We start from the raw sequence: 24,722 nt of genomic DNA, 5'->3' as shown, positions 1-24,722 counted from the left end.
CATGCCTGATTACCGCGAAAAACTCTGGCCTACTCCGTGGGCCTTCATCGTCACCGCACTGGTGATACCGGCGAGCATCCTGGTGCTCGTTCCGATTTCCCTGCCGGCCGGCATCATCACGGCCGCCGTTCTCTACGGAGGCTGCGTACTGCTGCTCGTGCTGGCCTCACCGGTGGTGCGGGTGCAGAACGGCGAGCTGAAAGCCGGCCCGGCCACGATTTCTACCCACCTTGTGGGGGAAGCCGTCTCCTTTACCAAGGCCGAAGCCACCCAGGAGCGCGGACCCCGGCTGGATGCCCGGGCCTGGCTGCTCATTCGCGGCTGGATCGACCCGGTCGTGCGCGTTCCGATCGTCGACCCAACCGATCCGGCGCCGTACTGGATCATCTCCAGCCGGCACCCGACGGAGTTGGCCGCCGCGATCAATGGATCACGAACGACCAACGTCGGTTAGCAGGTCTAGGAGTCGCACTCCAGGCAGACCATTCCGAGCTTGGTCTCGTGGCCCATCTGCGAACGGTGCTTCACGAGGAAGCAATTCACGCAGGTGAATTCGTCGGCCTGCGCGGGCAGAACGACGACATCGAGGTCCAGGTCGGACAGGTCGGCGCCGGGTAGATCGAACCCACCCGGGTTGTCGGAGTCGTCAACATCAACGCTGCCGGACATTTTATCTGGCACACGTTCCTTGAGGGCCTCGATCGACTCGGAGTCGTCTTCAGTCTTTCGGGGTGCGTCGTAATCGGTTGCCATGCCCATCCATTTCAGTTACGCCGATAATCGAAATCGGCGGGCACAGTTTCCAACAATCCGGACGGAATAGCAAACCGTCCGCCAACCTTTTTATTCGGACACGGAAAACAACTTGCGGCACGCCCAGCGTATTCCCGCGAAATTGCCCCAACTCGTGGCAGTCTTGCAGCCAACGGTAATCGCGAGAGGGCTTGTCTTCATGCAGGAATTGAAGGTTATTGGGGTTGAGAACGGTGCGCTGCTCGCAGCGTCCGAAGATGGTGACCGATATCGCATCGCCATCGACGAGGTTCTTCAGTCCCGGCTTCGCCAAACCCAGACGGAGCAAAGTCTCGCGCCCAAACTCTCCCCCCGGGAGGTTCAGGCGCACATTCGCTCCGGCATGTCCGCCGAGGATGTCGCGGCCGTCACCGGCGCGTCCCTCGACTACGTGCGCCGCTTCGAGGGCCCGGTCGTAGCCGAACGGGAGTACATCGTCTCGTCGGCGCTCAGCGTGCCGGTACACACCGCGATCGATCCGGATCCGGTCGACGAGAACGTGAACTTCGGCAGCGTCATTCGGGAGCGTCTCGCCTCGCTCGGCGCCACCGGCGAACGCTGGGCCAGCTGGAAAGAGCCCGGCGGCGGCTGGATCGTCAAGCTGTCCTTCACCGCAGACGAGATCGACCACGACGCCCGCTGGGGCTTCGAACCCAAGAAGAACTCACTATCGCCGGTCGGCAGCGAGGCCATCGCGCTCTCGCAGCAGGGCGAGCTCAAGGGCTCGCTCATTCCCCGACTGCGCGCGGTCGGCTCGGAGACGAGCGCCGCCGATGTCTCCCGCTTCGACAGCAACGCCTTCAACTTCAAGGAATCTCTGCCCGACGAGATTTTGAACGACACCAGCCCGAACCTTGAGGTTGTGCCGTTTTCCCGTTCGCTCAGCCGGGACGATGCTGTGTCCAAAGCCGCGATCAAACGCGCTGCCGAGCCAGCATCGAACATGAGCGAAACCGCCGATCTTCTGGAATCGTTGCGTCGACGCCGCGGCGAACGCGAGGCGGCTGGCAGCCGGGATGCTGCAGCGGCCCAGCCGACGGCATCCTCTTCGGTGCAGCCTGCAATGATGCGGCCCCGTCGGTCCACGGCCATGGACAGCCCGGTTACCGACGAGTCCAGTGCGGCGCCGGCGACCACGCCGGAACCGACCGGCAACGCCTGGGCCAACCAGGCTGCCCGGGCCCAGGAGCGCACCAACCACGGCCGCACCACACCCAAGCGCGGTCGGGCATCGATGCCGAGCTGGGACGAAATCGTGTTCGGAGCTCGCACCGACGACGACCTGGGCTAGGCGCCGGCTGATCATTACGGGCACTGCCGCCTCCCGCGCCGACGTTCTGCGCCTGCACGCCCAGGGCCTGGCCGGGCCAACGCTGATGGGGCCGTTGCGGTCGTTGAGCGGATGCTCGCGGTACAGGCCCAGGACTACCCGGCGGCCCAGTGGGCCAGCGGGGTGCGCTCCCCCGGCACAACGCTGGACGAGGTGCAGGCCAGCGTCAATGCGGGTGACATCGTGCGTTCGTGGCCGATGCGCGGCACGCTGCACCTGGTTCGGGCCGGCGCGCAGCGGGCAGACGGGTTTGTCGGCATCCGCTTGAGGAGTTGTCGGGTTAGCCTTGAGCAGTGAAACTAACATCGGCCCTGCGCATCCCCACCCGACTCCCGGTGCTGCAGGTCGTGAAGATGGCCGTCGCCGTCGCCCTGGCCTGGATCGTCTCGCAGCTGCTGCTGCCCAACGACCTACCGATCTTTGCCGCGATTGCGGCCCTGCTCGTGGTGCAGCCGAGTGTCAATCAGACCCTCGGCCGCGCGATCGAACGTACCGCTGGCGTCATCGGCGGAGTCATTATCGCCTCCACGATCGGCTTCTTCCTCGGCCAGTCCAGCTGGGTTGTACTCGGCACGATTGTGGTCAGCATCCTCGTCGCCTGGGCGCTGCGGCTGTCGCCGGTGTCGGCGAGCCAGATTCCGATCAGCGCCATGCTCGTGCTCGCGCTCGGCGCGACGACGCCGGGGTATGCCCTCGATCGCATCTTTGAAACGTTCATCGGTGCGGGGATCGCGCTGATCATCAACGCCCTGATCGTTCCGCCGGTGCTGATTGCGCCGGCACGCGATGCTGTGGCCCTGCTCGCTCGCGAGGTGGCTGATACCTTCGAGCGCATTGCCCAGGCGCTACGTACCCCGCAGACGCCGGTCGACCTGATGGAGCTGATGATCAAGGCCCGGCTGCTGCGCCCCATGCTGGTCAAGGCGGAGAAGGCCATCGCGCAGGCGGAGGAGAGCCTCATGCTCAACCCGCGCAAGGCCAAACTACGCCTGGCGCTCGACACCGACCATGAGATGATCGCGCGACTGCCAACCCTCGTGACCCGCGCTATCGGCATGACCCGGGCCCTGCACGATCACTACGATACCTCCCTGCAGTTGGAGCCGAGCGTTCAGGCCTTTTCCGAGGAGCTGGCCCGGGCTGCGCACGACCTGCGGCTGCTCGCTCGCGCTGAGGGCGACCTCACGGTGGCGCCCGAGCCGCCGGCCCCCGAGGTGCTGGCCCTGACCGCGCCGCTGCGCATCGTGACGCCGCACCCCGACCACTGGATCCTTATCGGCTCGCTCATGGAGGACCTGCGCCGGGTGCGCGAGGAGATCGTCGGCGACCGGGCCTGAGCCGCCCGAAGCATCCGTTCGATAGCCGCGCCCCATTTCGGTAGCCGCTACGCCGATTACCGTAGCGGCTACCCAAACCGGGCGCGGTCATGCCTGACCGGCACAGAAAAACGGATGCCGCGCGCGGGTCTCGCGCGGAGCATCCGTTTTCGGGTCACGCGGTTTAGAGCACCTTGGAGAGGAAGTCCTGGGTGCGCTCCTGCTGTGGGTTGCCGAACAGCTCGGCCGGAGTCCCCTCTTCGACGATGAGGCCATCGGCCATGAAGATGACCCGGTCCGCGACCTCGCGGGCGAAACCCATCTCGTGGGTGACGACGACCATGGTCATGCCCTCGGCGGCGAGGTCGCGGATGACCTGCAGCACCTCCCCCACCATTTCGGGATCGAGGGCGCTCGTGGCCTCGTCGAACAACATAATGTCGGGGTTCACCGCGAGGGACCGGGCGATCGCGACGCGCTGCTTCTGGCCGCCGGAGAGCTGCGCGGGGCGGGCATCCGCTTTGTCGGACAGGCCCACCCGCTCGAGCAGTTTCAGGGCGGTGGCTCGGGCATCCGCTTTGGATTCCTTCTTCAACTCGGTCGGCGCGAGCATGATGTTCTGCAGCACCGTCATGTGCGGAAACAGGTTGAAGTGCTGGAAGACCATACCGATGTGCGCTCGAACCTCGTTCAGGTCGACGGTTTTGTCGCTGAGGTTGAAGCCGTCGACGATGACCGTGCCGGCGCTGAGCTCGTCGAGCTTGTTCAGGCAACGCAGAAAGGTGGACTTGCCCGAACCCGAAGGGCCGATGACGCACACGACCTCGCCCTCGGTGATCTCGACGTCGAGGCCCTTGAGCACCTCGTTGGAGCCGAACGACTTGCGCAGGCCACGTACCGAAATTTTGCTGGCACTTGCGGTGTTGTTTGCGCTGGTGCTCATTTGTTGAACCTCTTGTCGAGCTTGTTGGAGAGCATGGTGAGCAGGTTGATGACGATGAAGTACAACGCGGCGACGATCAGCAGGGTCTCACCGGTGCGAAAGTTGGCGGCGTAGATCTGCTGGCCCTGATAGGTGAGCTCGGCGAAGCCGATCACGGCGAGCAACGAGGTGTCTTTCAGGGTCATCACGAACTGGTTGATGAACGACGGCGTCATGATCTTCACGGCCTGCGGCAGTACGACGCGGCGCATGGTCGTGACGTAGCCGAGGCCGAGGCTGCGACCGGCTTCGGTCTGACCTGGGTCGACCGATTGGATGCCGCCGCGCACGATCTCGGTCATGTAGGCGCCGGCGTTCAGGCTCAGGGTGAGCACACCAGCGGTGAGCACGTCGATCGACTGCCCGGTGAGCTGAGGCAGGCCGAAGTAGAAGAAGAAGGCCTGCACGAGCAGCGGGGTGCCGCGGAAGATGCTGACGTAGACGCTCGCAATGCCGCGCAGAATGCGACTCTCGGAGACCTTAAAGAAGCCGAATACCACGCCGAGCACGAGAGCGATCAGAATGGACAGGCCGGTTGCGAGCAGGGTCAGCCCGAGGCCCTTCATCAGCGCCGGTATGCTGTCGCTGAGCAGACCGAAGAAACCGGATGCCGCGGCGGGTGCCGGCTGCTCCAGGTAGGTGTCAAGAATGGCCTGGTAGTCGCCGTTGTCCTGCAACTCGGCGAGGCCGGTGTTGAACGCGGCGAGCAGCTCGGGGTTCTGCCCCTTATTGACGGCGAAACCGTAGGAGCTGCCCTGTTCCTTCTCGGTGACGGACTTGAGCCCGTTGTTCTGGTTGATGCCGTAGGCCAGCACGGGATAGTCGTCGAACACTGCGACGGAGTTGCCGGCCTTGACGTCGTCATACATGGTGGCCGAGTCGGCGAGTGCCTTGACCGTGAAGTCGTATTCGTCCTTGATCGAGTTGGCGAAGGTCTCGCCCTCGCTGCCGCGCTTGGCGACGACCGTTTCGCCGGCCAGGTCGGCGTATCCGGTGATCTCGGTGTTGTCCTCGGCGACGGCCATCTGCACGCCGGAGTCGAAGTACGGGTCGGAGAAGTCGAAGATGAGCTTGCGCTCGTCGGTGATCGACATGCCGGCGATGACGCCGTCGACCTGATTGGACTGCAGCGCCTGCAGCGCAGCGTCGAAGCCGAGCGACTTAATCTCGACCGTGAACCCCTGGTTTTCGGCGATGTCGCGAATCAGGTCCATGTCGATGCCGGTGAGTTCACCGTTCTCGCGGTACTCGAACGGCGCGAAGGTGGTGTCGGTGCCGATGACGTAGTTTTCGCCGGCGGTAGCGGCCTGTGGTTGACTCGCGGCTGCGGCGCTGACGCCGAGGAATCCGCCGGCGAGGGCCAGCAGCGCCGTGACGGCGACCGTGAGCTTGCCCGCCCGGAACATAGTTATTTTGCGCAAAGGAGAACCATTTCTTGTTGTGCGATCTACATTGGCCTGGCGGCCTCAGGGTCAGAGGCGCCGATCGACGCTGATCCATCGGGGAGCGGCTGCCGCTCACCCTGTCGATAAAGCCTACCTTGGGGGCCGCCGCACGGTTCTCGACCGTGCCGGAGCCGACCGGCTCCAGCACCTCGGCACCGTCAGGACACGTAAAAAAACTACGCGACGACCTGCTACGAGACGACGGCAGCGTGCGTGTCGGCCCACAACGCACCGAGCACGGTCGCGGCCGAGCCGGTGCCCGCTTCCCGAAAGCCGGTACCGGCCCAGAGGGCGAGGCCGTGCGGGTCGCCGCGGCGGGCGGCATCCGCTCGCACAGTCTTGGTGAGGTGATGCACCTGCGGATACTCGTGCGGCACGGTCGCATCGTGGGCGGTGATGAAGCCGTTCCGCAAGCCGCGGGCAGGGCGACCGGAGAATGCCCAGGTTATGACGGTCTCGGTGAACCGCGGGTCGACGAGGGCGTCCTGGTGGGCCTGCTGCGCACCGGACTCGTCGGTGCGCAGCAGGGCGGTTCCGAGCTGCACAGCTTCGGCTCCGGCAGCCAGCAACGAGGCGATCTGCCCGCCAGAGTGGATGCCGCCCGCCACGATCAGCGGCAGCGTCACCACCTCGCGAATCGCGATCAACAGCTCCCCCAGAGCCAGGGTGCCCGGTTCGTCCCGCGTGGTGAAGGTCCCCCGGTGCCCGCCGGCCTCCGGCCCCTGCACGCAGAGTGCATCGACGCCGCGGTCAACCGCCTGACGGGCTTCGGGCACCGAGGTGACCGTGGCGATCAGGAACGACCCGGCCGTGTGCATCCGCTCGACGGCGTCTACCGGAGGCAGGCCGAAGGTGAACGAGACCACCGGAACCTGTCGCGCGATAACGACCGCCACCTTCTCGGAAAACCAGTCGTCGTCGGTCTCGTCAATTTCGGCGAACACAGCGCTGGGGTTCTCGCGGGCCAGCGCGTCGCGGTACGCCTCGACGGCGGCGCGGTCGATCAGGGGCAACTGCGGAACAAACAGGTTGACACCGAAAGGATTATTCGTGCGCTGCTGTACGTCCACGATCTGCTCGGCCAGGACCGTCGGCGTCTTGTACCCGCCGGCAAGAAAGCCGAGGCCGCCCGCGTCGCTCACGGCGACCGCGAGGTTGGGCGTAGAGGCGCCACCGGCCATCGGCGCCGCGATGATCGGAATCGCTAGGTCATTTAGGGTGAACATGGGATCTCCTCGACTAGCTAGAGTGCACCTCTATCGACTGGAGTTGCATTCTCTCGACTGTTTTCGTGTGCTCGACGCGTTCTCGGGCACCCTTGCACCTTAGCCCCGGCCGGTCACCTCCCGACGACCGGCTGGGCGAGACCTCATTTGCCGCGGACCCGGCCCCGCGAGACGACAACTTCAACCCCTGAACCCTGGTCATCTCCGGGGAGGGCGGGTTCGGCCCCCTGAGAGCCGGCCCAGGGGCGGAACGTGTTCTCTCGCGCCAGCGATGTAGCCGAAACTGGCAACTCGCGCCGGGAGGTGTCCGGCGACGCGAAACGGCAACGACGGCCGTACCGTGAGTTGCGGTCAACCGAATCAGATGGCTCCACGGTCGGAATCGCTAGGGTGGAACGACGAGGGGGTGCATGATTATGGGGTATTTCTACATTGCAGTTGCTCTGCTCGCCATGCTGACGGGCGGCCTCCTGCTCGTCGTGCCACAGCACACCACGCAGGGCGTGATCTTTGGGGGCAGGATTCTTCTGGTCATCGCCGCTCTGCTCGCGATCCGTCGCCTCGACCGCACGGTCAAACGTGTCGGGGTGAGCGTATGACCGCAGCCGCTCCCTCACCCCTCGTGCTCGAGTGGGCCGCGCGGCAACTCGCCGTCGCCGAGCTGCGCTGGGTGCGTTCGCTGCCCGGCGGCACCCACGCCAGAACGAGCGTTGTCGGTACCCCCGACGGCGCCGAGTTCGTGTTGCGGCAGTTTCCGCCCGGTGACGACGCCGTGCGGCTCGAGATCCGCGTCCTCAGCACCCTGGGCGACCTCGGCGAGCTGGCTCCGCAGCTGCTGGCCGCCGACGCTGAAGGCACAGTGAACGGATGCCCGCTCATCGTCACGACGCTGCTGCCAGGTCGGGCCTCGATCACCCCCACAAACCCGCACGACTTCGCGCGGCAACTCGGGGCGGCGCTTGCGCGCATCCACTCTCTTGCTGTCATTCCAGGGCTCACCGACCTGTTCACCGAACCGGCGACCGAGTCACCGATGCATTCCGTATGGCACCAGCTCACCGGCGAACCCCGCGTGCTCACCCACAACGACTTCTGGTCCGGCAATACCGTTTGGCTGAACGAACGCCTGACCGGGATCGTGGACTGGTCGGGCGCCGGGCGAGCGCCGCGCGGGTATGACCTGGCCTGGTGTCGCCAGGACCTGGTGTTTCTCTACGACGTGACGGTCGCCGACGTCTTTACCCGCGCCTACGACCAGGCGTTCGGCTCCCCCACCCCCGATGTGGCCCTCTGGGACCACTTCGCAGCGATGAAGGCCTACCCCCGAGTGGAAACCTGGGCGCCCAACTACACGGATCTCGGCCGAGACGACCTGGACGGCGCCGGGCTGCGCCGACGCCTGACCGAATGGATGCTGCGACTCGACGCTGGCTAATAGGGAGGCTGCAGGTTCGGAACCATTGGAAAGTGTCGCAGGTTGAGTGTGAGCAATCGGGCCTGAAAGCGAATCGCTGTGGCAGCAATCGCTAGGTCCGCACCATCAATCGTGTGATGGCTGGGTAGCCGCTGTCGGCCCAATGCACCCGCTGCTTCAGCGACCTCGGCATTGACCGGACGCCAAATCAACGTCGCGAGCAGTGCCCGAGTACCTGCCTCCACGTTCGGTCGCATTCCGGCCAAAACTTCGAGGCGAGTCATCTCACTCGCGTGCAGGGGTGCCAGAACACGCTCGGTTTCGAGGACATCGGCCGTACCCTGGTGGCCTCGGAGGTAATCGATCAAAAACCGACGCGTACATGAGAACGGTCACGACGCGGTCTGCCCCAGACGGTCGCCGGAGCGTACCCGGTCAACCCAGGTCGCGCCGTCGACGTCGCGACCGTTCCACGTCCCGAAGGAGGCGCGCATGGCCTGCACATCTGCCTCGCTCGAACGCTCCGACAGGTAGAGCGCCTCGACAGCATCTCGAAATGAGTGCAGACACAGACTTACCCGTGCAAGCGGCTTCCGCATCGAGGGCATGACGCTCGTCTTCCGTTAGGGAAATCTGCGTTCTTAGCACGATGAAAGATACATCACTTGTCGGGAAGGCCAAACGATTAACGAGGCAGGGCCCCACCGAAGTGGGGCCCTGCACGGCGCTTCGTGGAAACGCGAAAAACTACGGGTTACGCGTTGAGCGCGGCCTGGAGTTCCAGGGTGATGGTGACCTTGTCGCCGAGCAGCATTCCACCGGTTTCGAGGGCAGCGTTGTAGGTGAGGCCGAAGTCTTCACGGTTGACCTCGGTCTTGGCCGTGGCACCGAACTTGTAGTTGCCGTAGGGGTCTCCGCCGAAGCCGCCGAACTCGAGCTCGAACGTGGCCGGCTTGGTAACGCCCTTGATGGTGATGTTGCCGTCGACGAGATATTCGCCCTTGACGACGCGCACACCGGTCGACGCGAAGTCGATGGTCGGGTACGTCTCGGCGTCGAAGAAGTCTCCGGTGCGCAGGTGACCGTCGCGGCCCGGCTCGTTGGTGTTGATCGAGACGACCTTGGCCGAGGCGGTGACGCTCGTCTGGAGCGGGTCCTCGCCGGTCACGAAGGTGGCGTCGAAGTCATCAAAGGTGCCCTTGACCTTGCTGATGACGATGTGGCGAATGCTGAAGCTGACGGAGCTGTGGGTCTTGTCAATGGTCCAGGTTCCGGCCTTGTAGCCCGGGATATTGGTGATCGTAGTCTCGCTCATAGAAGTTCTCCTCAAGTGTGTGGGCCCAGGAATTGTCGCCCTCGGATACATGCAAGCGCATAGAAGATGCACATATTCCCCAGAAGACAAGTATTCATCTTCCCCTGTTCGGGCGTTCAGACGGGACCTACACTCAGTCCGACCGAATAGGCTCACCCTGTCACGAGGTTCTGCGTGTTTAATGGGAGGTTGCTGTGAGCGCACGCGCACCAAGCATGCGGGGGGTAGCGGGTGAGAGCCTGCTGATCGCCGCCGGAGGCCGGGCCATCCTGCTGCAGCTGGCGAATCCGGCCATCGGGCACGGCGTGGCCGATCACAGCCATTTCGCCGCCACGCCACTCGCCCGGCTGAGCGGCACGCTCAGCTACGTCTACGCCACCGTCTTCGGCGAGGCCGACCTGGCCGCTGCGATGGCCGCGCGGGTCAATCACGCGCACGTTCCCGTGCATTCGGTCGGCACGACCCCCGAGTACAACGCGTTCACCCCCGAATTGCAGCTCTGGGTTGCCGCGACGCTCTATGAATCGGCCACCCACCTGCACGCTTTGATCTACGGCCCGCTCGACGACGACATCGCCGATACCGTCTATAGCGAATACGCCCGGCTCGGCACGTCACTGCAAGTGCCGCCGGAACTATGGCCGACAGATCGCGCCGCCTTTCGCCGGTATTGGAACGAGCAGCTGCAGCTGCTGACAACGGATGCCGCCACCCGCGCGGTCGCGCACGAGCTGTTGCACTCGCGGTCGGCTCCGTTCTGGTATCGGACCGCTCTGCCGCTGGCCCGGCTGATGACCGCCGGACTGCTGCCGCCCCACGTTCGCGTACTGTTCGAACTTCCCTGGACCGAGCGGCACGAGCGGCGCTTTGATCGCGTGCTGGGCGGCATCCGCTTGATTTATCCCCGCCTGCCGCTGGCACTGCGCCACTGGCCCAAGAATCACTATCTGCGCGTGCTGCGCAAATCCGGTCAGCGCGAATCCACGGCGGCCGCGCCCGCGCCGGTAGTGTGAGAGTCCAATGACGCAGCCGCAGACTCCCCACCCCGGACTCGACAGCACCGATCGCCAGATTATCGCCGAGCTCAGCCGGGACGGTCGACTCTCGATGCGCCAGCTGGCCCTGCAGGTGCACATCTCCCGCACCGCCGCCCACACCCGGGTGCAGAAGCTGATCAGCCACGGCGTGATCACCGGCTTCGGTGCCGAAACCGACCGTAAGGCACTCGGGCTCAACGTGTCCGCGCTCGTAGTCGTGAAAATCGGCGACGTCGCCTGGGGCGCAATTGCCGCGCAGCTCGCCGAACTGCCGTTCGTGGAGAAGGCGCAGGCCGTGAGCGGCGACATCGACATCATTCTCACGGTGAGCGCTCCCGACCATGAGCAGCTCAGCCAGGCCATTCTGCGCGATATCCACACCATGCCGGGGGTGATCTCGACCCGGTCCCACCTCATTCTCGACGAGATCATCGGGCACGCACCCGGCACGACTCCGGACGCCTGGCACTGATTCAGGACTCAACCATGCCGATTGGTCGCCGTCTGGCGGATGATCGGCCAATCGTTCACAACTGCGAAAAAGCGCGGCCAGGCCTGCGAAAAGGGCGCACCATTGGCTCATGAGCCTCAATGTCGAGAGCACGCCGCTGACGGCCGTGCTGGCACCCCCACCCCTGCGGTTGATCGATGATTCGTGGAACGCCGTTCCGGGCACCGAGAGCGGCGGATTCGTCCTTCCCCCGGTCGAGACGCTGCTCGGCCTCTACCGGCAGATGGTCGTGGCCCGCCGGTTCGACGTGCAGGTCACCGCCCTCACCCGGCAAGGTCGCCTCGCCACCTACCCATCCGCGCTCGGCCAGGAAGCCTGCGAGATCGCCGCCGTCGCCGCGCTCTCGCCGCAGGACTGGCTGTTTCCGACCTACCGGGACAGCATCGCGCTGCTCACCCGCGGCGTCGAGCCGAAGGATATTCTCGCCTCGTTCCGCGGCGACTGGCACAGCGGTTACGACTATCAACAGCATCGCATCGCCCCGCAGGCCACCCCGCTCGCCACCCAGGCGCTGCACGCCGTGGGCCTCGCCACCGCGGCCAAGCTCAAACGTGACGACACCGTGGCGCTCACCCTGCTCGGCGACGGAGCCACGAGCGAGGGTGACGCTCACGAGGCGTTCAACTTTGCCGCAGTCTGGCAGGCCCCCGTCGTCTTCGTGGTGCAGAACAATCAATTCGCGATCAGCGTGCCCCTGGATAAGCAGATGGCCTGCCGCACCATCGCCGACAAAGCGATCGGCTACGGCATGCCCGGCTTCTACGTTGACGGCAACGACGTCGCGGCCATGTTCGCGGTCATCTCGGCGGCGGTCAACCGAGCCCGCAGCGGCGGCGGCCCGACCCTGATCGAGGGCCTCACCTACCGCATCGAGGCGCACACCAACTCGGATGACCCCACCCGCTACCGCAAAACCGCCGACGTCGACCTGTGGCGCAGCCGCGACCCGATCGAACGCCTGGAGAAGTACCTCATTGCCCAGGGGGCGTTGTCCGAGGAAGAGCGCGCTTCCGTCGCTGCGGCCGCGGAGGCGCTCGCAGCGACGACCCGCGAGTGCATGACGGAGCAGGCGGTGGTCGATCCGCTCGAGCTGTTCGAGCACGTCTACGCCACTCCCCGCTCCGCCCTGGCCGAGCAACGCGCCTTTCTGGCGGCCGAACTCGACGGCGACGCCGACGCATCCGCTGGTGAATACGAAGAGAGCACCCGATGAGCCCCCAGCAGACCCTCGAGACCGGAACAGCTGTGCGCGCTCCGGACAACCTGACCATGGCCGCCGCCCTCAACGCGGCCATTCGCGACGCCATGGTCGACGATCCGACGGTCGTGCTGTTCGGCGAAGACGTCGGGCCGCTCGGCGGCGTGTTCCGGGTCACCGACGGCTTATACGCCGAATTCGGCGAGACCCGGGTGAGCGACTCGCCGCTGGCCGAGGCCGGCATCGTCGGAACGGCGATCGGCATGGCGATGTACGGCCTGCGCCCGGTGGTCGAGATGCAGTTCGACGCGTTCAGCTACCCAGCATTCCAGCAGATAGTGTCGCACGTGGCGAAGATGCGCAACCGTACGCGCGGCAAGATTTCGCTGCCGATCGTCATTCGCATTCCCTACGCTGGCGATATCGGCGGCGTCGAGCATCACTCCGACTCCTCCGAGGCGTATTGGACGGCGACGCCCGGGCTGACCGTGGTGAGCCCGTCGAACCCGGCCGACGCCTATTCCATGCTGCGGGGCGCCATCGCGAGCGACGACCCGGTGATTTTCATGGAGCCGAAGAGTCGCTACTGGAACAAAGCGGAGCTTTCCCTGCCGGTGCAGACCGAGCCGCTGAACCGGGCCGTCGTGCTACGGGAGGGCAGCGATGTCACGCTCATCGCCTACGGTCCGACTGTGAAGACCGCCCTCGCGACGGCCGAACAGGGCGCGGCTGAGGGGCTCTCGATCGAGGCCATCGACCTGCGCACGCTGTCGCCGTTTGATGACGAGACGGTGGGGGCATCAGTTCGAAAGACCGGCCGGGCCGCGATCGTGCACGAGGCCGCCCAGTTCGGCGGTTACGGCGCTGAGGTGGCCGCTCGCCTGACCGAGCGCAACTTCTTCTATCTGGCCGCGCCCATTCTGCGCATCACCGGCTTCGACATTCCGTACCCGTCACCCAAGCTCGAGGAGTATTTCTTGCCGACCCCCGACCGAATCCTCGCCGCGCTGTCGACCTGGGAGTGGTCCTGATGAGCCGCGAGTTTCTGCTGCCCGACCTCGGTGAAGGACTGACCGAGGCCGAGATCGTGGCCTGGCTGGTCGCTCCCGGCGATACGATCGCCATCGACCAGGCCGTGGTCGAGGTTGAATCGGCCAAGTCGATCGTGGAGCTGCCGTCGCCCTACGGCGGCGTCGTGGCAAGCCTGTTCGGCGAGCCCGGCCAGGTCATTCATGCCGGGCAGGTGCTGCTGACCGTGACCGACGCGACTGATGACGCTTCAGCCGGTGTTGTCGACGTTCCGGACGCCGCGGCGACCGTCGTGGCGGTCGAAGGCTCCGGAGCCGTTCTGGTCGGCTACGGCACGACCGAAAGCACCCGGCCGGCGCGCAAGGTAGCCGCCGGGCGGTTCGGCACCCCGCGGGCAGCGGATGCCCCGGCACCGGCTGCATCGACGCCGCCCGTCGCCGTTGCGCTGGCCGAGCGCCCCGCCGAGGTGGCGGCATCCGTTTCTGCAGCCATCGATTCGTCCAGCACGGTCGACCCGATCCGCCACTCCCCCGTCGTGTCTCCGATCGTGCGCCGGCTGGCGCGCGAGAACGGGTTCGACGCGAGCGCGCTGGCCGGGAGCGGGCACGACGGTCTGGTGCTGCGCAGCGACGTCGAGGAACACATTCGCGCGCTCACCGCTCCGGCCGTGGCTGTCGATGTGGCTGTCGAGGTGGCAGTCGATGTGGGTATTGCGACGCCGCCCAGCACTGTCGACGCGGCGAGTGCGGATATTCGCATTCCCATCACCGGCCTGCGCAAAGTCGTGTCGCAGCGGCTGACCACGTCGCGTCGGGAGATTCCCGAGGCGACGATCTGGCTCGACGTCGACGCGACCGCCCTGTTCACCGCGCGGGACCAGCTGCTCGCGGCGACGGATGAGCGGTTCAGCGTGACGGCGCTCATCGCGCGCTTCGTGGTGGCCGGGCTGCGCCGGTATCCGGTGCTCAATTCCTCGGTCGACACCGCGAGCCAGGAGATTCTCCAGCACGGAGCCATCAACCTCGGCATTGCGGCGCAGACCTCACGCGGGCTGATGGTTCCCGTCATCCACCGTGCCCACGCGATGAGTACGCGACAGCTGCGCGATGCCCTCGCCGCGCTGGTCGCACAGTCGCCCGACGGCACCTTCTCGCCGAGCGCGCTGACCGGGGGAACCTTCACCCTCAACAACTTCGGATCGCTCGGCGTCGACGGTTCGGCCGCGATCATCAACCATCCCGAAGCGGCCATTCTCGGCATTGGGCGCATGATCGAGCGGCCGTGGGTGGTCGAACACGCACTCGCGGTTCGCACCGTCGTAGAACTCTCCATGGTGTTCGACCATCGGGTCTGCGACGGCGGAACGGCCGCCGGGTTTCTCACCTATGTGGCCGGCTGCATTGAAAACCCGGTGAGCCTGCTCGCCGACCTGTGAGCTCGGGGCGTGTCCTGAACGCCCACGATTCTGGCATCGGTTACTGAGTGATGTTTGTTGGCGTATAGGCTGCTGAGTGACACGGGGTGCTCCGCACAATGCGCGAGCTGAGATGAATACCCGTTGAACCTGTCTAGTTAGCACTAGCGAAGGAATGTCACGGATGACTGATCAGACCTCGAATATCACGCCGCGCACCACGCCTCGGATTCTCAGTATCGCCGGCACCGACCCGACCGGCGGTGCCGGCATCCACGCCGATTTGAAAAGCATCGCGGCCAACGGCGGGTACGGCATGGCAGTAGTAACAGCTCTGGTCGCGCAGAACACACGCGGGGTGCGCTCGGTGCACACCCCGCCGGTCGCGTTTCTGCGCCAGCAATTGAACGCCGTGAGCGATGACGTGACCATCGATGCCGTGAAGATCGGCATGCTCGCCGAAATCGACGTGATTCACGAGGTGCGTTCCTGGCTCAATGCCCACCGTCCTCCGCTCGTCGTGCTCGACCCGGTGATGGTGGCAACGAGTGGTCACCGGCTGCTCGAACCCCAAGCGGAGCAGGCGCTGCGTGATCTGATCCCCCTCGCCGATCTCGTCACACCCAACGTTCCCGAGCTGGCCGTTCTGCTCGCAGAACCCACAGCGGCAAACTGGGCTGCGGCCATCGAGCAGGGCAAACGACTATCAGCCCGCACCGGAGTAACCGTGTTGGTGAAGGGGGGTCATTTCGACGAAACCATCTGCCCTGACGCCCTGGTCAACACCCACGGGCTGCTGGCACAGAGCGTTGTCGAGTTTGCTTCGCCGCGCATCGCCACCAAGAATACCCACGGCACCGGATGCTCGCTCTCCTCGGCAATGGCCACGGTACAGGCGCGAACCGGGGACTGGGCTGCGTCTCTGGCCGAGGTCAAAGACTGGCTTCAGGATGCTCTGACCCATGCCGACGACCTCAAGGTCGGTCAGGGCCATGGCCCGATCCATCACTTTCATCGGCTGTTCGCAGGCGCGTCGGTCGAGTCGGCCACACCAGCTGATTCGGTGAAGTTCAGTGCGACACTGTGGCGCGATGTCGAGCAGATTCGCACGCAGATCTTCGATCTGCCGTTCATTAAGGATCTCGGTACTGGGGTTCTGGCCGAGCGAGATTTTGCGTATTACCTCGCTCAGGACGCGCTCTACCTCGCCACTTACCCGCGCGTTCTTGCGCGCGCCAGTGAGATCGCGCCGAGCATACACGCACAGCGGTTTCTGGCCGATTCGGCACGACGGTGCCGCGACGTTGAGCTGGAATTGCACAGAAACTGGCTGGGGCAACGGGACGTGTCGTCCGAGGCCGGCCCGGTAACGGCTGGCTACCTGGATCACTTGCTCGGGCTTGCTGAGGGCGGAAACTATGCGGTGCTTCTGGCCGCGCTGTTGCCCTGTTTTTGGCTCTATGCGGATGTCGGTGAGCGGCTGCACACCGACTTTCTGGCGCGCACCGAAACAGCAGTGCATCCATATGCCGCGTGGCTCCAGACCTATGCCGATGAAGAATTCGCCGCGGCCACGAGGGAAGTCATCGCGCTCACCGACGCCGCTGCGGCGACGGCCTCTGCCGCGCAACGCTCGGCGATGCGCCAGGCGTTTGCCACCTCGTCACGGTTTGAGCTCGACTTCTTCGACGCCCCTCGGCATTCTGTGTTGGCCTGAGATGACCACGCCAAACTCGGTACTGTGTGCGGTATCAGCCCAGCGCGGGCAGGCTGGCCAGAAGTCGCTGCGCGGCATCCGTCGGGTCGTTGGCGTCGGTGATCGCGCGCACCACAACCACTCGAGTCGCGCCAGCATCGACGACTTGGTTGATGTTGCTGAGGTCGATGCCGCCGATGGCAAACCATGGCAGCTCGCTGTCGGTGGCTGCGCTGCGGGCGGCCGCGTAACGCAGAAGCAGCGTTCCGACCGCCGCTCGACCGGGTTTTGTCGGTGTGGCCCAGACTGGGCCGACGCAAAAATAGTTAAGATCGTTCGCGGCCAGTGCTGCATCCACGTGTTCGGTAGTGTGTGTGGACAGGCCGATCACGGCGGCCGGGCCGAGCAGGGTGCGAGCGGAGGCCACCGGCAGGTCTGTCTGGCCTACATGAAATACCGGAGCGCCCGTCAGGCTGCCAATATCCGCCCGATCGTTGACGGCCCAGAGTCGTGCGTGCTGGTCGGCAACCGAGCGCAGAATTTCGAGATATTCGAGCTCCTCGGCGGCGTCGATATTTTTGTCGCGAAGCTGAATAATGTCGACCCCACCAGCGAACGCCGCCGCCACGAAGTCAGCGAAATCGCCACGATCCTTCCGGGCATCGGTGCAGAGATACAGCCGGGCTTTTGTCTGGTCCATGCGACCAACCCTATGGGCCAAGTTCGAGCGTCCGTGCCAGCGCAGAAAAACGGTGCGCACCATGAATGAACGAGTCGTGAACCGCACGGTCGACGTCGCCGTGATCGGCGGTGGCATTATCGGGCTCGGCATTGCCTGGGCTGTTGCGCACTCCGGCCGCACGGTGGTCGTCATCGATCCGGACCCCGCCGGCGGCGCAACGTACGCTGCGGCCGGAATGCTCGCGGCGGTGAGCGAATTGCACTACCAAGAAGAGGTGTTGCTCGAGCTCATGCTCGCCTCCTCGGCGCTGTATCCGGCGTTCATCGAATCACTGGGGCCCGAGCATCACCTAACCGGGTATCAGAGAACTCACACCATGACTGTTGGCGCTGATTCGGCCGACCGGCAAGCGCTGGCCGACCTGCGTGGGGTGCAGCTCGCCAACGGGCTAGCCGTCGACCCGCTGACCATTCGCGCGGCGCGCGTGCTTGAACCGCTTCTGAGCCCTCACGTTTCCGGTGCCTTCATGGTGGAGCAGGATCATCAGGTCGACCCGCGCCGGCTCGCCGAGCGCATCCAACTCGCACTTGCCACGCTCGCGAAAAGCCGCCGGTGGGGCCACGACGCCCTGATCCGGGTGAATGCCATGGGGCTATTGCACGACGATTCCGCGGATGCCTCATCTCGCGTCACCGGTGTCGCCCTGGCTGATGGCGGAACGGTCAGTGCCGCCGAAGTAGTTGTGGCCAATGGCCTCGCGGCGGCCATGTTGAACGGGCTACCAGAGCGACTAACCATGCCACTTCGACCGGTTTACGGCGATATTCTACGGCTTCGGGTGCCGGCGCACCTTCGGCCGTTGCTCACCTGCACGCTCCGCGGGCTGGTGCACGGCGTGCCGGTCTATTTGGTTCCACGATCGGACGGAACGGTCGTGATCGGAGCCACCCAACGCGAAGACGGCTCCACTGCGGTGTCGGCTGGTGGCGTCTATCAGCTATTGCGTGACGCCCAGGTGTTGCTGCCGGCGGTCAGGGAGCTCGAGCTGATCGAAGTAACCGCTCGCGCTCGTCCAGGAACTCCCGATAACGCGCCACTGCTTGGCCGGGTCTCGCGAACCGGTAGGGAAACACCAGGCAGCGACATCCCCGGGCTTATCATCGCCACCGGATTTTTCCGCCACGGCGTACTGCTCACCCCGGTAGCTGCCCATTACTGTCTTCAGCTCATCGAGGGAAGTGCCGACCAGCGGTGGGAGCGCTTTCGGCCCCACCGTTTCTCTGCAACCCGACCGTCAGCATCCGTTTCCCTACAAGGAGTTGTCAGCTCGTGACCGAATCCAGGCCCATTTATGTACCTGCCAGCGCGATCACCGTCAACGGCACAGAACAAAATGTTCGGCGCGGCAGCACCGTGACCGACCTGGTCGCCGAGATCACCGGTCGCCACATCGCAGCGGATGGCCATGCGACCGACAAACAAGGTCTCGGCGTGGCAGTTGCACGCAACCGTGAAGTCGTTCCACGCAGCCAATGGTCGGGCACCGTGCTCACGGCCGGCGATGACATTGAAATTGTCACCGCAGTTCAGGGAGGTTGACCGTGGAAACCGAACCACTCACAATCACTGACAGCCTGGTGATCGACGGCGTGCAGTTGAATTCACGTCTAATCATGGGTACCGGCGGCGCACCGAGCCTCGAGGGCCTCGGCGCGGCCCTTCACGCCTCCGGAACCGAGCTCACCACCGTCGCAATGCGGCGTCACAGCGTGACGACGGCCGGATCGCTGTTCGATCTTCTGGTCGATCGCTCCATTCGGGTACTGCCCAATACCGCTGGCTGCTTTACCGCGCGCGAAGCCGTCTTGACCGCACAGCTGGCGCGGGAAGCCCTCGAGACCGACTGGATCAAACTTGAGGTCATCGCCGATGAGCACACCCTCCTTCCCGATGCGGTCGAACTGCTGGACGCGACCGAACAGCTTGTCGCGCGCGGCTTCAAGGTTTTCGCCTACACAAATGACGATCCCGTGCTGGCCCTTCGCCTTGAGCATCTCGGTGCCGTCGCCGTGATGCCACTTGGGGCTCCGATCGGCACCGGGCTCGGCATCCTCAATCCGCACAATATCGAGCTGATCGTTTCTCGTGCCGGCGTTCCCGTGGTGCTGGATGCTGGAATCGGCACCGCATCCGACGCTGCGCTCGCGATGGAGCTGGGCTGCGATGCCGTGCTCCTGGCCACGGCGGTGACGCGCGCGCAGAACCCGGCACTCATGGGCGAAGCCTTCAAACATGCGGTAATTGCGGGTCGACTGGCGTCCCAGGCTGGCCGGATTCCGAAGCGTGAACTCGCCTTGGCTTCATCGACGATGAACGGGAGGCCCGACCTATGAGTGACGTGACACTCTTAGCACCGCTCGTCGAACCGGGCGACGAGCTAACTGCCGCGGAACTCCAGCGGTACTCGCGCCACATTCTCATTCCCGAAATGGGTATTGTCGGCCAACGACGGTTGAAGAATGCGCGGGTGCTGGTGATTGGCGCCGGCGGTCTCGGTTCACCGGTACTGCTCTACCTGGCGGCTGCGGGGGTGGGTACCCTGGGTGTTATCGACAATGACACCGTGGACCTGAGCAACCTGCAGCGTCAGATTATCCACGGTGTTGCAGACCTCGGTCACTCGAAACTTGAGTCCGCTGCCGCGGCGGTAGCCCAGCTCAACCCACTCGTGTCGATTCACCGGCACGATGTTTGGCTTGACTCGGCGAACGCTCTGGACTTATTCGCCCAGTACGACCTGATCGTTGACGGTGCCGATAATTTCGCCACTCGCTATCTGGTCAGTGATGCCGCCGCGATGCTCGGCAAGCCCTGTGTCTGGGGATCCATCCTGCGTTTCGACGGGCAGGTCAGCCTGTTCTGGAATGAGCACGGCCCCACCTACCGCGACCTGTATCCAGAAGCCCCACCGGCGGGCTCCGTGCCCAACTGCGCAGAAGGCGGAGTGTTCGGGATGCTCTGCGGAACGATCGGCTCAACGATGGTCGCCGAAGCCGTGAAATTGATCACCGGAGTCGGCCGCACGCTTCTGGGACGGGTCGTGCTCTTCAACGCGTTTGACGCGTCGTGGCGCGAACTCGCCATTGCACGCGACCCCGCCAATAAACCAGTCACAGAGTTGATCGATTACGACGTATTCTGCGAAACAATGCCCGCATCGAATCAGGTCGACGACGCGATCTCCGTGCACGAACTCGCGGCTATGCTCGAAAGCCGGAAGCGCGGCGCGCGTGACTTCGACCTCATTGACGTGCGGGAACCCGGGGAATTCGACATCGTGCATATTGCCGGGGCGCTGCTCATTCCGCAGGGCGGAATCCTCTCGGGGGAGGCACTTTCGTCTCTCTCGCGGGACCGCGATATCGTGGTGCACTGCAAGGCGGGTGCCCGCTCGGCTGCCGTTCTGGCCAAGCTGCATAGCCATGGCTACGACCGAGTGTGGCAGGTCGAGGGTGGTATCGACGCGTGGGTGCGGGAGATCGCAACGGTACTGCCGACCTGAACGAAGCCACCGGGGCGGTCGAACGCAAAGAAAACACCTTCGCAGGGGGATGCGAAGGTGTTATCTTTGCCACTCGCCGGTGTAGGGGCCGGGAAAGCACGATTTGGGGGCAGCGTGCGGCTGCGCTCGCTGAGGATCGGATTCCCCAGCGAGAGTCATAACCTCAGGCGCTGACCGAGGCGGCGCGGGACGCGAACGCGCCGCGAACCGGAGAGACGCGCACACTCGTGTGGTCGCATCCCGAGCATTTGAGCAGGTAGACCGGGAGCGAGGTGCGCTCGGCGTGGGCCGGATTCGCGCTGAGCCGGGCTGGGGACCGGCAGAAGGGGCAAGTCATGGTCATACGATCTCCAGAGGTGTTGTTGTCGGCTGCACGCCCTTAGTCTGCTCCGCGCCCCGGCCCCGAAACAGTGCCAAAGGTCCCGTGCTGCGACAAAACCTCAGTTACCCGGATGCCGCGGCGCGCACCGGCCCGGTCTGGACGCCGCGTCGCTGCCATCGGGGCGCGGGCACCGGTGGGGGCGACGGTGCTGACGGCGCTGACGGCGCTACGCGGGCGCCGAGCTGGTGCGGGTGCAGAAGGCGGTGCCGGTTGCCGGTGCGTTAGCGTTGACGAATGAGGGGATCGCGCGTGGGACCGGTTCGGCCAAGCACGCGGCGGCCCATTCTGCTGCCAGCGGCCGTCGGACTCGTGGCGACCGCTGCCTACACCGTGTTGTCGGCGCTGCAGTGGCGCAGTTTCGCCGCTCCGTCCTGGGACCTCGGAATCTTCACCCAGCTGGCCCGGCAGTATGCCGGGCTCGAGGCTCCAATTGTGACAATCAAGGGCGACGGATTCAATCTGCTGGGTGACCACTTTCATCCGCTCCTGGTGCTGCTCGCCCCGATTTTCGCGATCTTTCCGCACTCCTTCACGCTGCTGGTCGTGCAGAATGCGCTGTTCGGTCTCGCCGCTGCGGCCCTGACCTACGGCGCGATGCGATTGCTCGGGCCGGTGACCGGCACGCTGTTCGGGCTGGCTTTCGCCTTCAGCTGGGGCCTGCAGGGCGCGGTGGAGGCGCAGTTTCACGAGATCGCGTTCGCCGTGCCGCTCCTCGCGCTGTCGCTGACCGCGTTTCTGCTGCGCAAGTGGGTGGCCTGCCTGCTCTGGGCGATGCCGCTCGTGTTCGTCAAGGAGGACCTCGGCCTCACCGTTGCCGCCCTCGGCATCGTGCTGGCCGTGCGCAGCCGACATCCGTTTGGCGTGTGGCTCGCCGTCTGGGGTATCGGCTGGTTTGCGCTCGCGAGCCTCGTGATTCTGCCGCTGCTCAATCCGAACGGTGCCTGGGCCTACTCGAACAGCATCGACCTGCCCGCTATTCTCAGCGATCCGGCCGCGTTGCTGCAGCCGCAGAAGGGGATGACGCTGCTGCTGCTTCTCGTGGTCGGCGGCGTGATTGCGGTGCGCTCGCCGCTCGCCCTCGTGCTGCTGCCGACGCTGGCCTGGCGGTTTCTGTCCGATAACTCGGGCTACTGGGGTCCAACCTGGCAGTACAGCGCCGTGCTCATGCCCATCGTGTTCGCCGCCGCGCTCGATGGCATTGTGCTCGTGCGCATCAGTCGGCGGGGCTGGCTGCGCGGTTTCGGGCGGCGGGCGGCATCCGTTTCGATCGTCGCCGGTCTGGTGCTCGCGACGACGCTGCCGCTGTTCAAGCTGACGAATGTGTCGGCCAATTTTTCGACGGATCGCGCCGCTTCCGCGCAGGCCGCCCTCTCCGTTGTGCCCGACGGCGCCCGGGTCGAATCTGATATCGGGCTGATGAATTACCTGGTGGAACGAACGGATGTCTACTGGCTCGGCAACCAGAATCCGCTCCCCGACTATCTGGTGATCGACCGTCAGACGGGCGGCCTGCCCGGCGAATGGACGTCTGCGCAGGTCGTCGCCGAGGCCCTGCATCCCGGAGTCGGCTTCACGACGATCTACTCCGGCGGCGGCTACGAGGTCGCCCGCGCTCACTGATCCTGCTGGCGTGGCCGACCCTGTTCGGGGCCCGGTCTCTTTGGGGCCTATCTGTTCGGGGCCCGGTCTCTTTGGGCCCGGGCCCGGAAAGTGGGCCCATGATGGATCATGGACCCACTTCCCTAAGGTAGGCCCAGCCTGCAGATTGTGGGCGGGTTCCCGTCGCCGAGTGCCGTCAGCAGCGCGGCTGCGGATTCCGGGTGGTCGACCGTCACGGCGAACTGGTTGCCGCGACGTAGGTTGGCCACGAGGGCCGGCCGCCCTTCATCACCACGGCCGTCCGCCCGCTCGTCAGCGGTAGCCCCAGCCGCCCGACCGCAGCGGGCTTAGGGTCTCGGCGAACGCTGATTCCACCTGATCGAGCGGCACCTGCTTCAAACGGATGCCCAGGAGCCGCGACACCACGCGCAGCCCCCGTCGGTCGACGCTCACCCGAACCTGCACAAAGCCCAGTGTGAACATCAGGATCACACCGAGGATCACGGCGGTCAGGACGGCTGTTGACGAGTCTTGCGCGTCATCACCGAGCAGAGCGATCACGGCGACGACCCCGCCCAGCATGACCAATCCGCCGATAACGGCCACGACCGGACTCGTCACCATCATGGTCCAGGGAACTTTCGAGCTCCCCCGATCACGTGCGGGCCGAGACGTCCGCCCTCGCACTCATCCGGTCCAATCACGGACGGGCCGGTTACTCCGGCCTGCCTGATTGCCAGCTCCAGCTCGCGAAAGCGCGTGAATGGTTGCTCCGCCGAGTGACGTAGCAATTCACCCGCTTATGCGGCCAGTTACAGCCTCGGGGAATCGCCCAGCGGGCGTAGCGCAACATGATCGGCAGTTGCACTTGACAAGTCAGAAATATTTCCGATCTTTTGTCAAAATAAAGTGAGATTCTCTCGCGTGAATGTACTTTTCGGGTTATAATTATGGATGAAGGAGGCGCCGACGCCATGACCCTCACCGCCCCGCCAGCAGCAGCCGGTTCGATCCCGGAGCCTGAAGGTTCTCGGGTGGCGGTGATTGACCAGGCCGGTGCGATTCTGGCGGGAGCGTTGGACGGGGTGCGGTTTGGTCAGCTCGACGACTCCGAGGCGGTCGCGGTATTGGCAGCCCTGGAGAGGCTGGGTCGCAAGGTTGATGGGGCAAGGCTGCGGTCGACCACCGACATTGGTGCGCGTGCCGAAACTGACCTCGGCAACGGCTCGTTGGCCTACAAGAACGGATGCCGCGACCGGGTCGAGTTCATCACCTAGCTCGCCGGCATCTCCGGCCGTGAGGCCAAACGTCGCCTGAAGCTCGGCGAGACCACGGTGGAGCTCACGCCTCTTGGCCTGCCCGTCCCCGCCCGGTACTCGGTCATCGCCGACGGGCTCGTCAGCGGCGACCTCGGGGTGGAATCGGCGGAGATCATCGCCACCGCCCTGACCGCATTGCAGGGCCGGGTTGGTCCGGACGACCTCGACCGCGTCGAACGCGCTTTGGTCGCGTCGGCGACTGGAGCGATCACGCCGGAAACTGCGGGGCTGCCGGGCGCGGGCATCCGCTTCGCTCCCGACATGCTGCGGGCGCAGGCGATGGAGTGGCAGGGGCGGCTCGACCCCGACGGCGCCGCCCCGGGCGACGATGTCGTGGAGGCAAAGAGCACACTGACGTTCGGCGTGCTCCGCAACGGGCTCTACCCGCTGCGCGCCGACGTCACCGCCGAACTCCGCGGTGTTATGGACACCCTCTTCGACACCTACCTGTCGGCGCGATCCCGCACCCCCAT

General features: G+C 65.1%; 29 protein-coding genes and 1 riboswitch. Of the genes, 19 read left to right on the top strand and 10 right to left on the bottom strand.

Annotation, left to right across the window (positions count from 1 at the left end):
• Position 1 precedes the first annotated feature (1 nt).
• A complete protein-coding gene (locus E3O11_RS12215; protein ID WP_092449149.1) occupies positions 2-454 on the top strand; it encodes a DUF3093 domain-containing protein in 453 nt (150 codons plus the stop codon).
• 5 nt (positions 455-459) lie between these two features.
• On the opposite strand, the gene E3O11_RS12210 is transcribed toward E3O11_RS12215, so the two are convergent.
• Positions 460-753, bottom strand: a complete 294-nt coding sequence (locus E3O11_RS12210; RefSeq protein ID WP_092449195.1) for a DUF4193 domain-containing protein — start codon at positions 751-753, stop codon at positions 460-462.
• A 199-nt stretch (positions 754-952) separates the two neighbouring features.
• On the opposite strand from E3O11_RS12210, the gene sepH reads away from it, so the two are divergent.
• From sepH to E3O11_RS12195, 3 genes are all read left to right on the top strand, one after another.
• On the top strand, positions 953-2,083 hold the full coding sequence (gene sepH / locus E3O11_RS12205) for a septation protein SepH (RefSeq protein ID WP_092449150.1): 1,131 nt from the start codon (positions 953-955) through the stop codon (positions 2,081-2,083).
• A gap of 111 nt (positions 2,084-2,194) precedes the next feature.
• On the top strand, positions 2,195-2,419 hold the full coding sequence (locus E3O11_RS12200) for a DNA glycosylase AlkZ-like family protein (protein ID WP_092449151.1): 225 nt from the start codon (positions 2,195-2,197) through the stop codon (positions 2,417-2,419).
• Positions 2,416-3,459, top strand: coding sequence for an FUSC family protein (locus tag E3O11_RS12195; RefSeq protein ID WP_092449152.1), 1,044 nt, complete (start codon positions 2,416-2,418; stop codon positions 3,457-3,459). Before E3O11_RS12200 ends, E3O11_RS12195 begins: the two co-directional genes overlap by 4 nt.
• Positions 3,460-3,622: 163 nt before the next feature.
• Here E3O11_RS12195 and E3O11_RS12190 read toward each other — a convergent pair whose 3' ends face one another.
• From E3O11_RS12190 to E3O11_RS12180, 3 genes are all read right to left on the bottom strand, one after another.
• Positions 3,623-4,381: an amino acid ABC transporter ATP-binding protein gene (locus E3O11_RS12190; RefSeq protein WP_092449153.1), complete on the bottom strand. Its 759-nt coding sequence runs from the start codon at positions 4,379-4,381 to the stop codon at positions 3,623-3,625.
• Complete coding sequence (locus E3O11_RS12185; RefSeq protein WP_092449154.1) at positions 4,378-5,826, bottom strand: amino acid ABC transporter substrate-binding protein/permease; 1,449 nt, start codon at positions 5,824-5,826, stop codon at positions 4,378-4,380. Before E3O11_RS12185 ends, E3O11_RS12190 begins: the two co-directional genes overlap by 4 nt.
• A gap of 230 nt (positions 5,827-6,056) precedes the next feature.
• Positions 6,057-7,091: a nitronate monooxygenase gene (locus tag E3O11_RS12180; protein WP_092449155.1), complete on the bottom strand. Its 1,035-nt coding sequence runs from the start codon at positions 7,089-7,091 to the stop codon at positions 6,057-6,059.
• 410 nt (positions 7,092-7,501) lie between these two features.
• Here E3O11_RS12180 and E3O11_RS17670 point away from each other — a divergent pair, with 410 nt between their 5' ends.
• Both E3O11_RS17670 and E3O11_RS12175 read left to right on the top strand, forming a co-directional pair.
• Positions 7,502-7,690: a hypothetical protein gene (locus tag E3O11_RS17670; RefSeq protein ID WP_166787577.1), complete on the top strand. Its 189-nt coding sequence runs from the start codon at positions 7,502-7,504 to the stop codon at positions 7,688-7,690.
• Entirely contained in the window at positions 7,687-8,526 is an 840-nt protein-coding gene (locus tag E3O11_RS12175; protein WP_166787576.1) for a phosphotransferase, read from the top strand. The genes E3O11_RS17670 and E3O11_RS12175 overlap by 4 nt, the downstream gene beginning before the upstream one ends.
• Here E3O11_RS12175 and E3O11_RS18795 read toward each other — a convergent pair.
• The 3 genes from E3O11_RS18795 to E3O11_RS12160 all read right to left on the bottom strand — a co-directional run bounded on the left by E3O11_RS18795 (position 8,523) and on the right by E3O11_RS12160 (position 9,820).
• Complete coding sequence (locus E3O11_RS18795) at positions 8,523-8,873, bottom strand: PIN domain-containing protein (RefSeq protein ID WP_092449157.1); 351 nt, start codon at positions 8,871-8,873, stop codon at positions 8,523-8,525. The two genes, E3O11_RS12175 and E3O11_RS18795, sit on opposite strands and share 4 nt — an antisense overlap.
• Before the next feature lie 24 nt (positions 8,874-8,897).
• Entirely contained in the window at positions 8,898-9,113 is a 216-nt protein-coding gene (locus tag E3O11_RS12165; protein WP_092449158.1) for a hypothetical protein, read from the bottom strand.
• 146 nt (positions 9,114-9,259) lie between these two features.
• Positions 9,260-9,820 carry a YceI family protein gene (locus tag E3O11_RS12160; protein ID WP_092449159.1) on the bottom strand — a complete coding sequence of 187 codons (561 nt, stop codon included), beginning with the start codon at positions 9,818-9,820 and terminating at the stop codon, positions 9,260-9,262.
• Positions 9,821-10,014: 194 nt separating this feature from the next.
• Between E3O11_RS12160 and E3O11_RS12155 the strand changes: the two genes are divergently transcribed.
• The 6 genes from E3O11_RS12155 to E3O11_RS12130 all read left to right on the top strand — a co-directional run bounded on the left by E3O11_RS12155 (position 10,015) and on the right by E3O11_RS12130 (position 16,726).
• Positions 10,015-10,833 (top strand): oxygenase MpaB family protein, encoded by an 819-nt coding sequence (locus E3O11_RS12155; protein WP_241994713.1) that lies wholly within the window; start codon positions 10,015-10,017, stop codon positions 10,831-10,833.
• A 7-nt stretch (positions 10,834-10,840) separates the two neighbouring features.
• Positions 10,841-11,329: an Lrp/AsnC family transcriptional regulator gene (locus tag E3O11_RS12150; RefSeq protein WP_092449161.1), complete on the top strand. Its 489-nt coding sequence runs from the start codon at positions 10,841-10,843 to the stop codon at positions 11,327-11,329.
• 109 nt (positions 11,330-11,438) lie between these two features.
• Complete coding sequence (pdhA, locus tag E3O11_RS12145) at positions 11,439-12,581, top strand: pyruvate dehydrogenase (acetyl-transferring) E1 component subunit alpha (protein ID WP_092449162.1); 1,143 nt, start codon at positions 11,439-11,441, stop codon at positions 12,579-12,581.
• Positions 12,578-13,597: an alpha-ketoacid dehydrogenase subunit beta gene (locus E3O11_RS12140; RefSeq protein WP_092449163.1), complete on the top strand. Its 1,020-nt coding sequence runs from the start codon at positions 12,578-12,580 to the stop codon at positions 13,595-13,597. Before pdhA ends, E3O11_RS12140 begins: the two co-directional genes overlap by 4 nt.
• Entirely contained in the window at positions 13,597-15,030 is a 1,434-nt protein-coding gene (locus E3O11_RS12135) for a dihydrolipoamide acetyltransferase family protein (protein WP_092449164.1), read from the top strand. Before E3O11_RS12140 ends, E3O11_RS12135 begins: the two co-directional genes overlap by 1 nt.
• 72 nt (positions 15,031-15,102) lie before the next feature.
• A riboswitch (TPP riboswitch) is annotated at positions 15,103-15,202 on the top strand.
• Positions 15,185-16,726, top strand: coding sequence for a bifunctional hydroxymethylpyrimidine kinase/phosphomethylpyrimidine kinase (locus tag E3O11_RS12130; RefSeq protein ID WP_166787575.1), 1,542 nt, complete (start codon positions 15,185-15,187; stop codon positions 16,724-16,726). Its footprint overlaps the riboswitch before it by 18 nt.
• Before the next feature lie 34 nt (positions 16,727-16,760).
• Here the strand turns inward: E3O11_RS12130 and thiE are convergent, their stop codons facing one another.
• Positions 16,761-17,405 (bottom strand): thiamine phosphate synthase, encoded by a 645-nt coding sequence (gene thiE / locus E3O11_RS12125; protein WP_092449166.1) that lies wholly within the window; start codon positions 17,403-17,405, stop codon positions 16,761-16,763.
• Between the two features lie 61 nt (positions 17,406-17,466).
• On the opposite strand from thiE, the gene thiO reads away from it, so the two are divergent.
• Genes thiO through moeB form a run of 4 tightly spaced genes read left to right on the top strand, consistent with a single transcriptional unit; the run spans position 17,467 to position 20,949 of the window.
• Positions 17,467-18,720: a glycine oxidase ThiO gene (gene thiO / locus E3O11_RS12120; protein WP_092449196.1), complete on the top strand. Its 1,254-nt coding sequence runs from the start codon at positions 17,467-17,469 to the stop codon at positions 18,718-18,720.
• A complete protein-coding gene (gene thiS, locus E3O11_RS12115; RefSeq protein WP_241994712.1) occupies positions 18,717-18,986 on the top strand; it encodes a sulfur carrier protein ThiS in 270 nt (89 codons plus the stop codon). Before thiO ends, thiS begins: the two co-directional genes overlap by 4 nt.
• Before the next feature lie 2 nt (positions 18,987-18,988).
• A complete protein-coding gene (locus E3O11_RS12110; RefSeq protein ID WP_277871281.1) occupies positions 18,989-19,780 on the top strand; it encodes a thiazole synthase in 792 nt (263 codons plus the stop codon).
• A complete protein-coding gene (gene moeB / locus E3O11_RS12105; protein WP_092449168.1) occupies positions 19,777-20,949 on the top strand; it encodes a molybdopterin-synthase adenylyltransferase MoeB in 1,173 nt (390 codons plus the stop codon). The genes E3O11_RS12110 and moeB overlap by 4 nt, the downstream gene beginning before the upstream one ends.
• A 163-nt stretch (positions 20,950-21,112) precedes the next feature.
• Here the strand turns inward: moeB and E3O11_RS12100 are convergent, their stop codons facing one another.
• On the bottom strand, positions 21,113-21,292 hold the full coding sequence (locus E3O11_RS12100) for a hypothetical protein (protein ID WP_134476790.1): 180 nt from the start codon (positions 21,290-21,292) through the stop codon (positions 21,113-21,115).
• Positions 21,293-21,565: 273 nt separating this feature from the next.
• Between E3O11_RS12100 and E3O11_RS12095 the strand changes: the two genes are divergently transcribed.
• Complete coding sequence (locus E3O11_RS12095; RefSeq protein ID WP_092449169.1) at positions 21,566-22,951, top strand: DUF2079 domain-containing protein; 1,386 nt, start codon at positions 21,566-21,568, stop codon at positions 22,949-22,951.
• Positions 22,952-23,242: 291 nt separating this feature from the next.
• On the opposite strand, the gene E3O11_RS12090 is transcribed toward E3O11_RS12095, so the two are convergent.
• Positions 23,243-23,557, bottom strand: coding sequence for an MraY family glycosyltransferase (locus E3O11_RS12090; RefSeq protein WP_092449170.1), 315 nt, complete (start codon positions 23,555-23,557; stop codon positions 23,243-23,245).
• A gap of 347 nt (positions 23,558-23,904) precedes the next feature.
• Here E3O11_RS12090 and E3O11_RS12085 point away from each other — a divergent pair, with 347 nt between their 5' ends.
• The gene (locus tag E3O11_RS12085; RefSeq protein WP_139226639.1) at positions 23,905-24,207 is read left to right on the top strand and encodes a hypothetical protein; all 303 of its coding nucleotides are present in this window, start codon (positions 23,905-23,907) and stop codon (positions 24,205-24,207) included.
• Positions 24,208-24,264: 57 nt separating this feature from the next.
• On the top strand, positions 24,265-24,722 hold a 458-nt coding region (locus tag E3O11_RS12080), incomplete at its 3' end, for a DUF222 domain-containing protein (protein ID WP_134495549.1).

The sequence above is a fragment of the Cryobacterium levicorallinum genome, assembly GCF_004402405.1.
Taxonomy (GTDB): Bacteria; Actinomycetota; Actinomycetes; order Actinomycetales; family Microbacteriaceae; genus Cryobacterium; species Cryobacterium levicorallinum.
The sequence above is the reverse complement of the archived record's forward strand: the minus strand, read 5'-3'. Positions and strand labels throughout refer to the sequence as shown.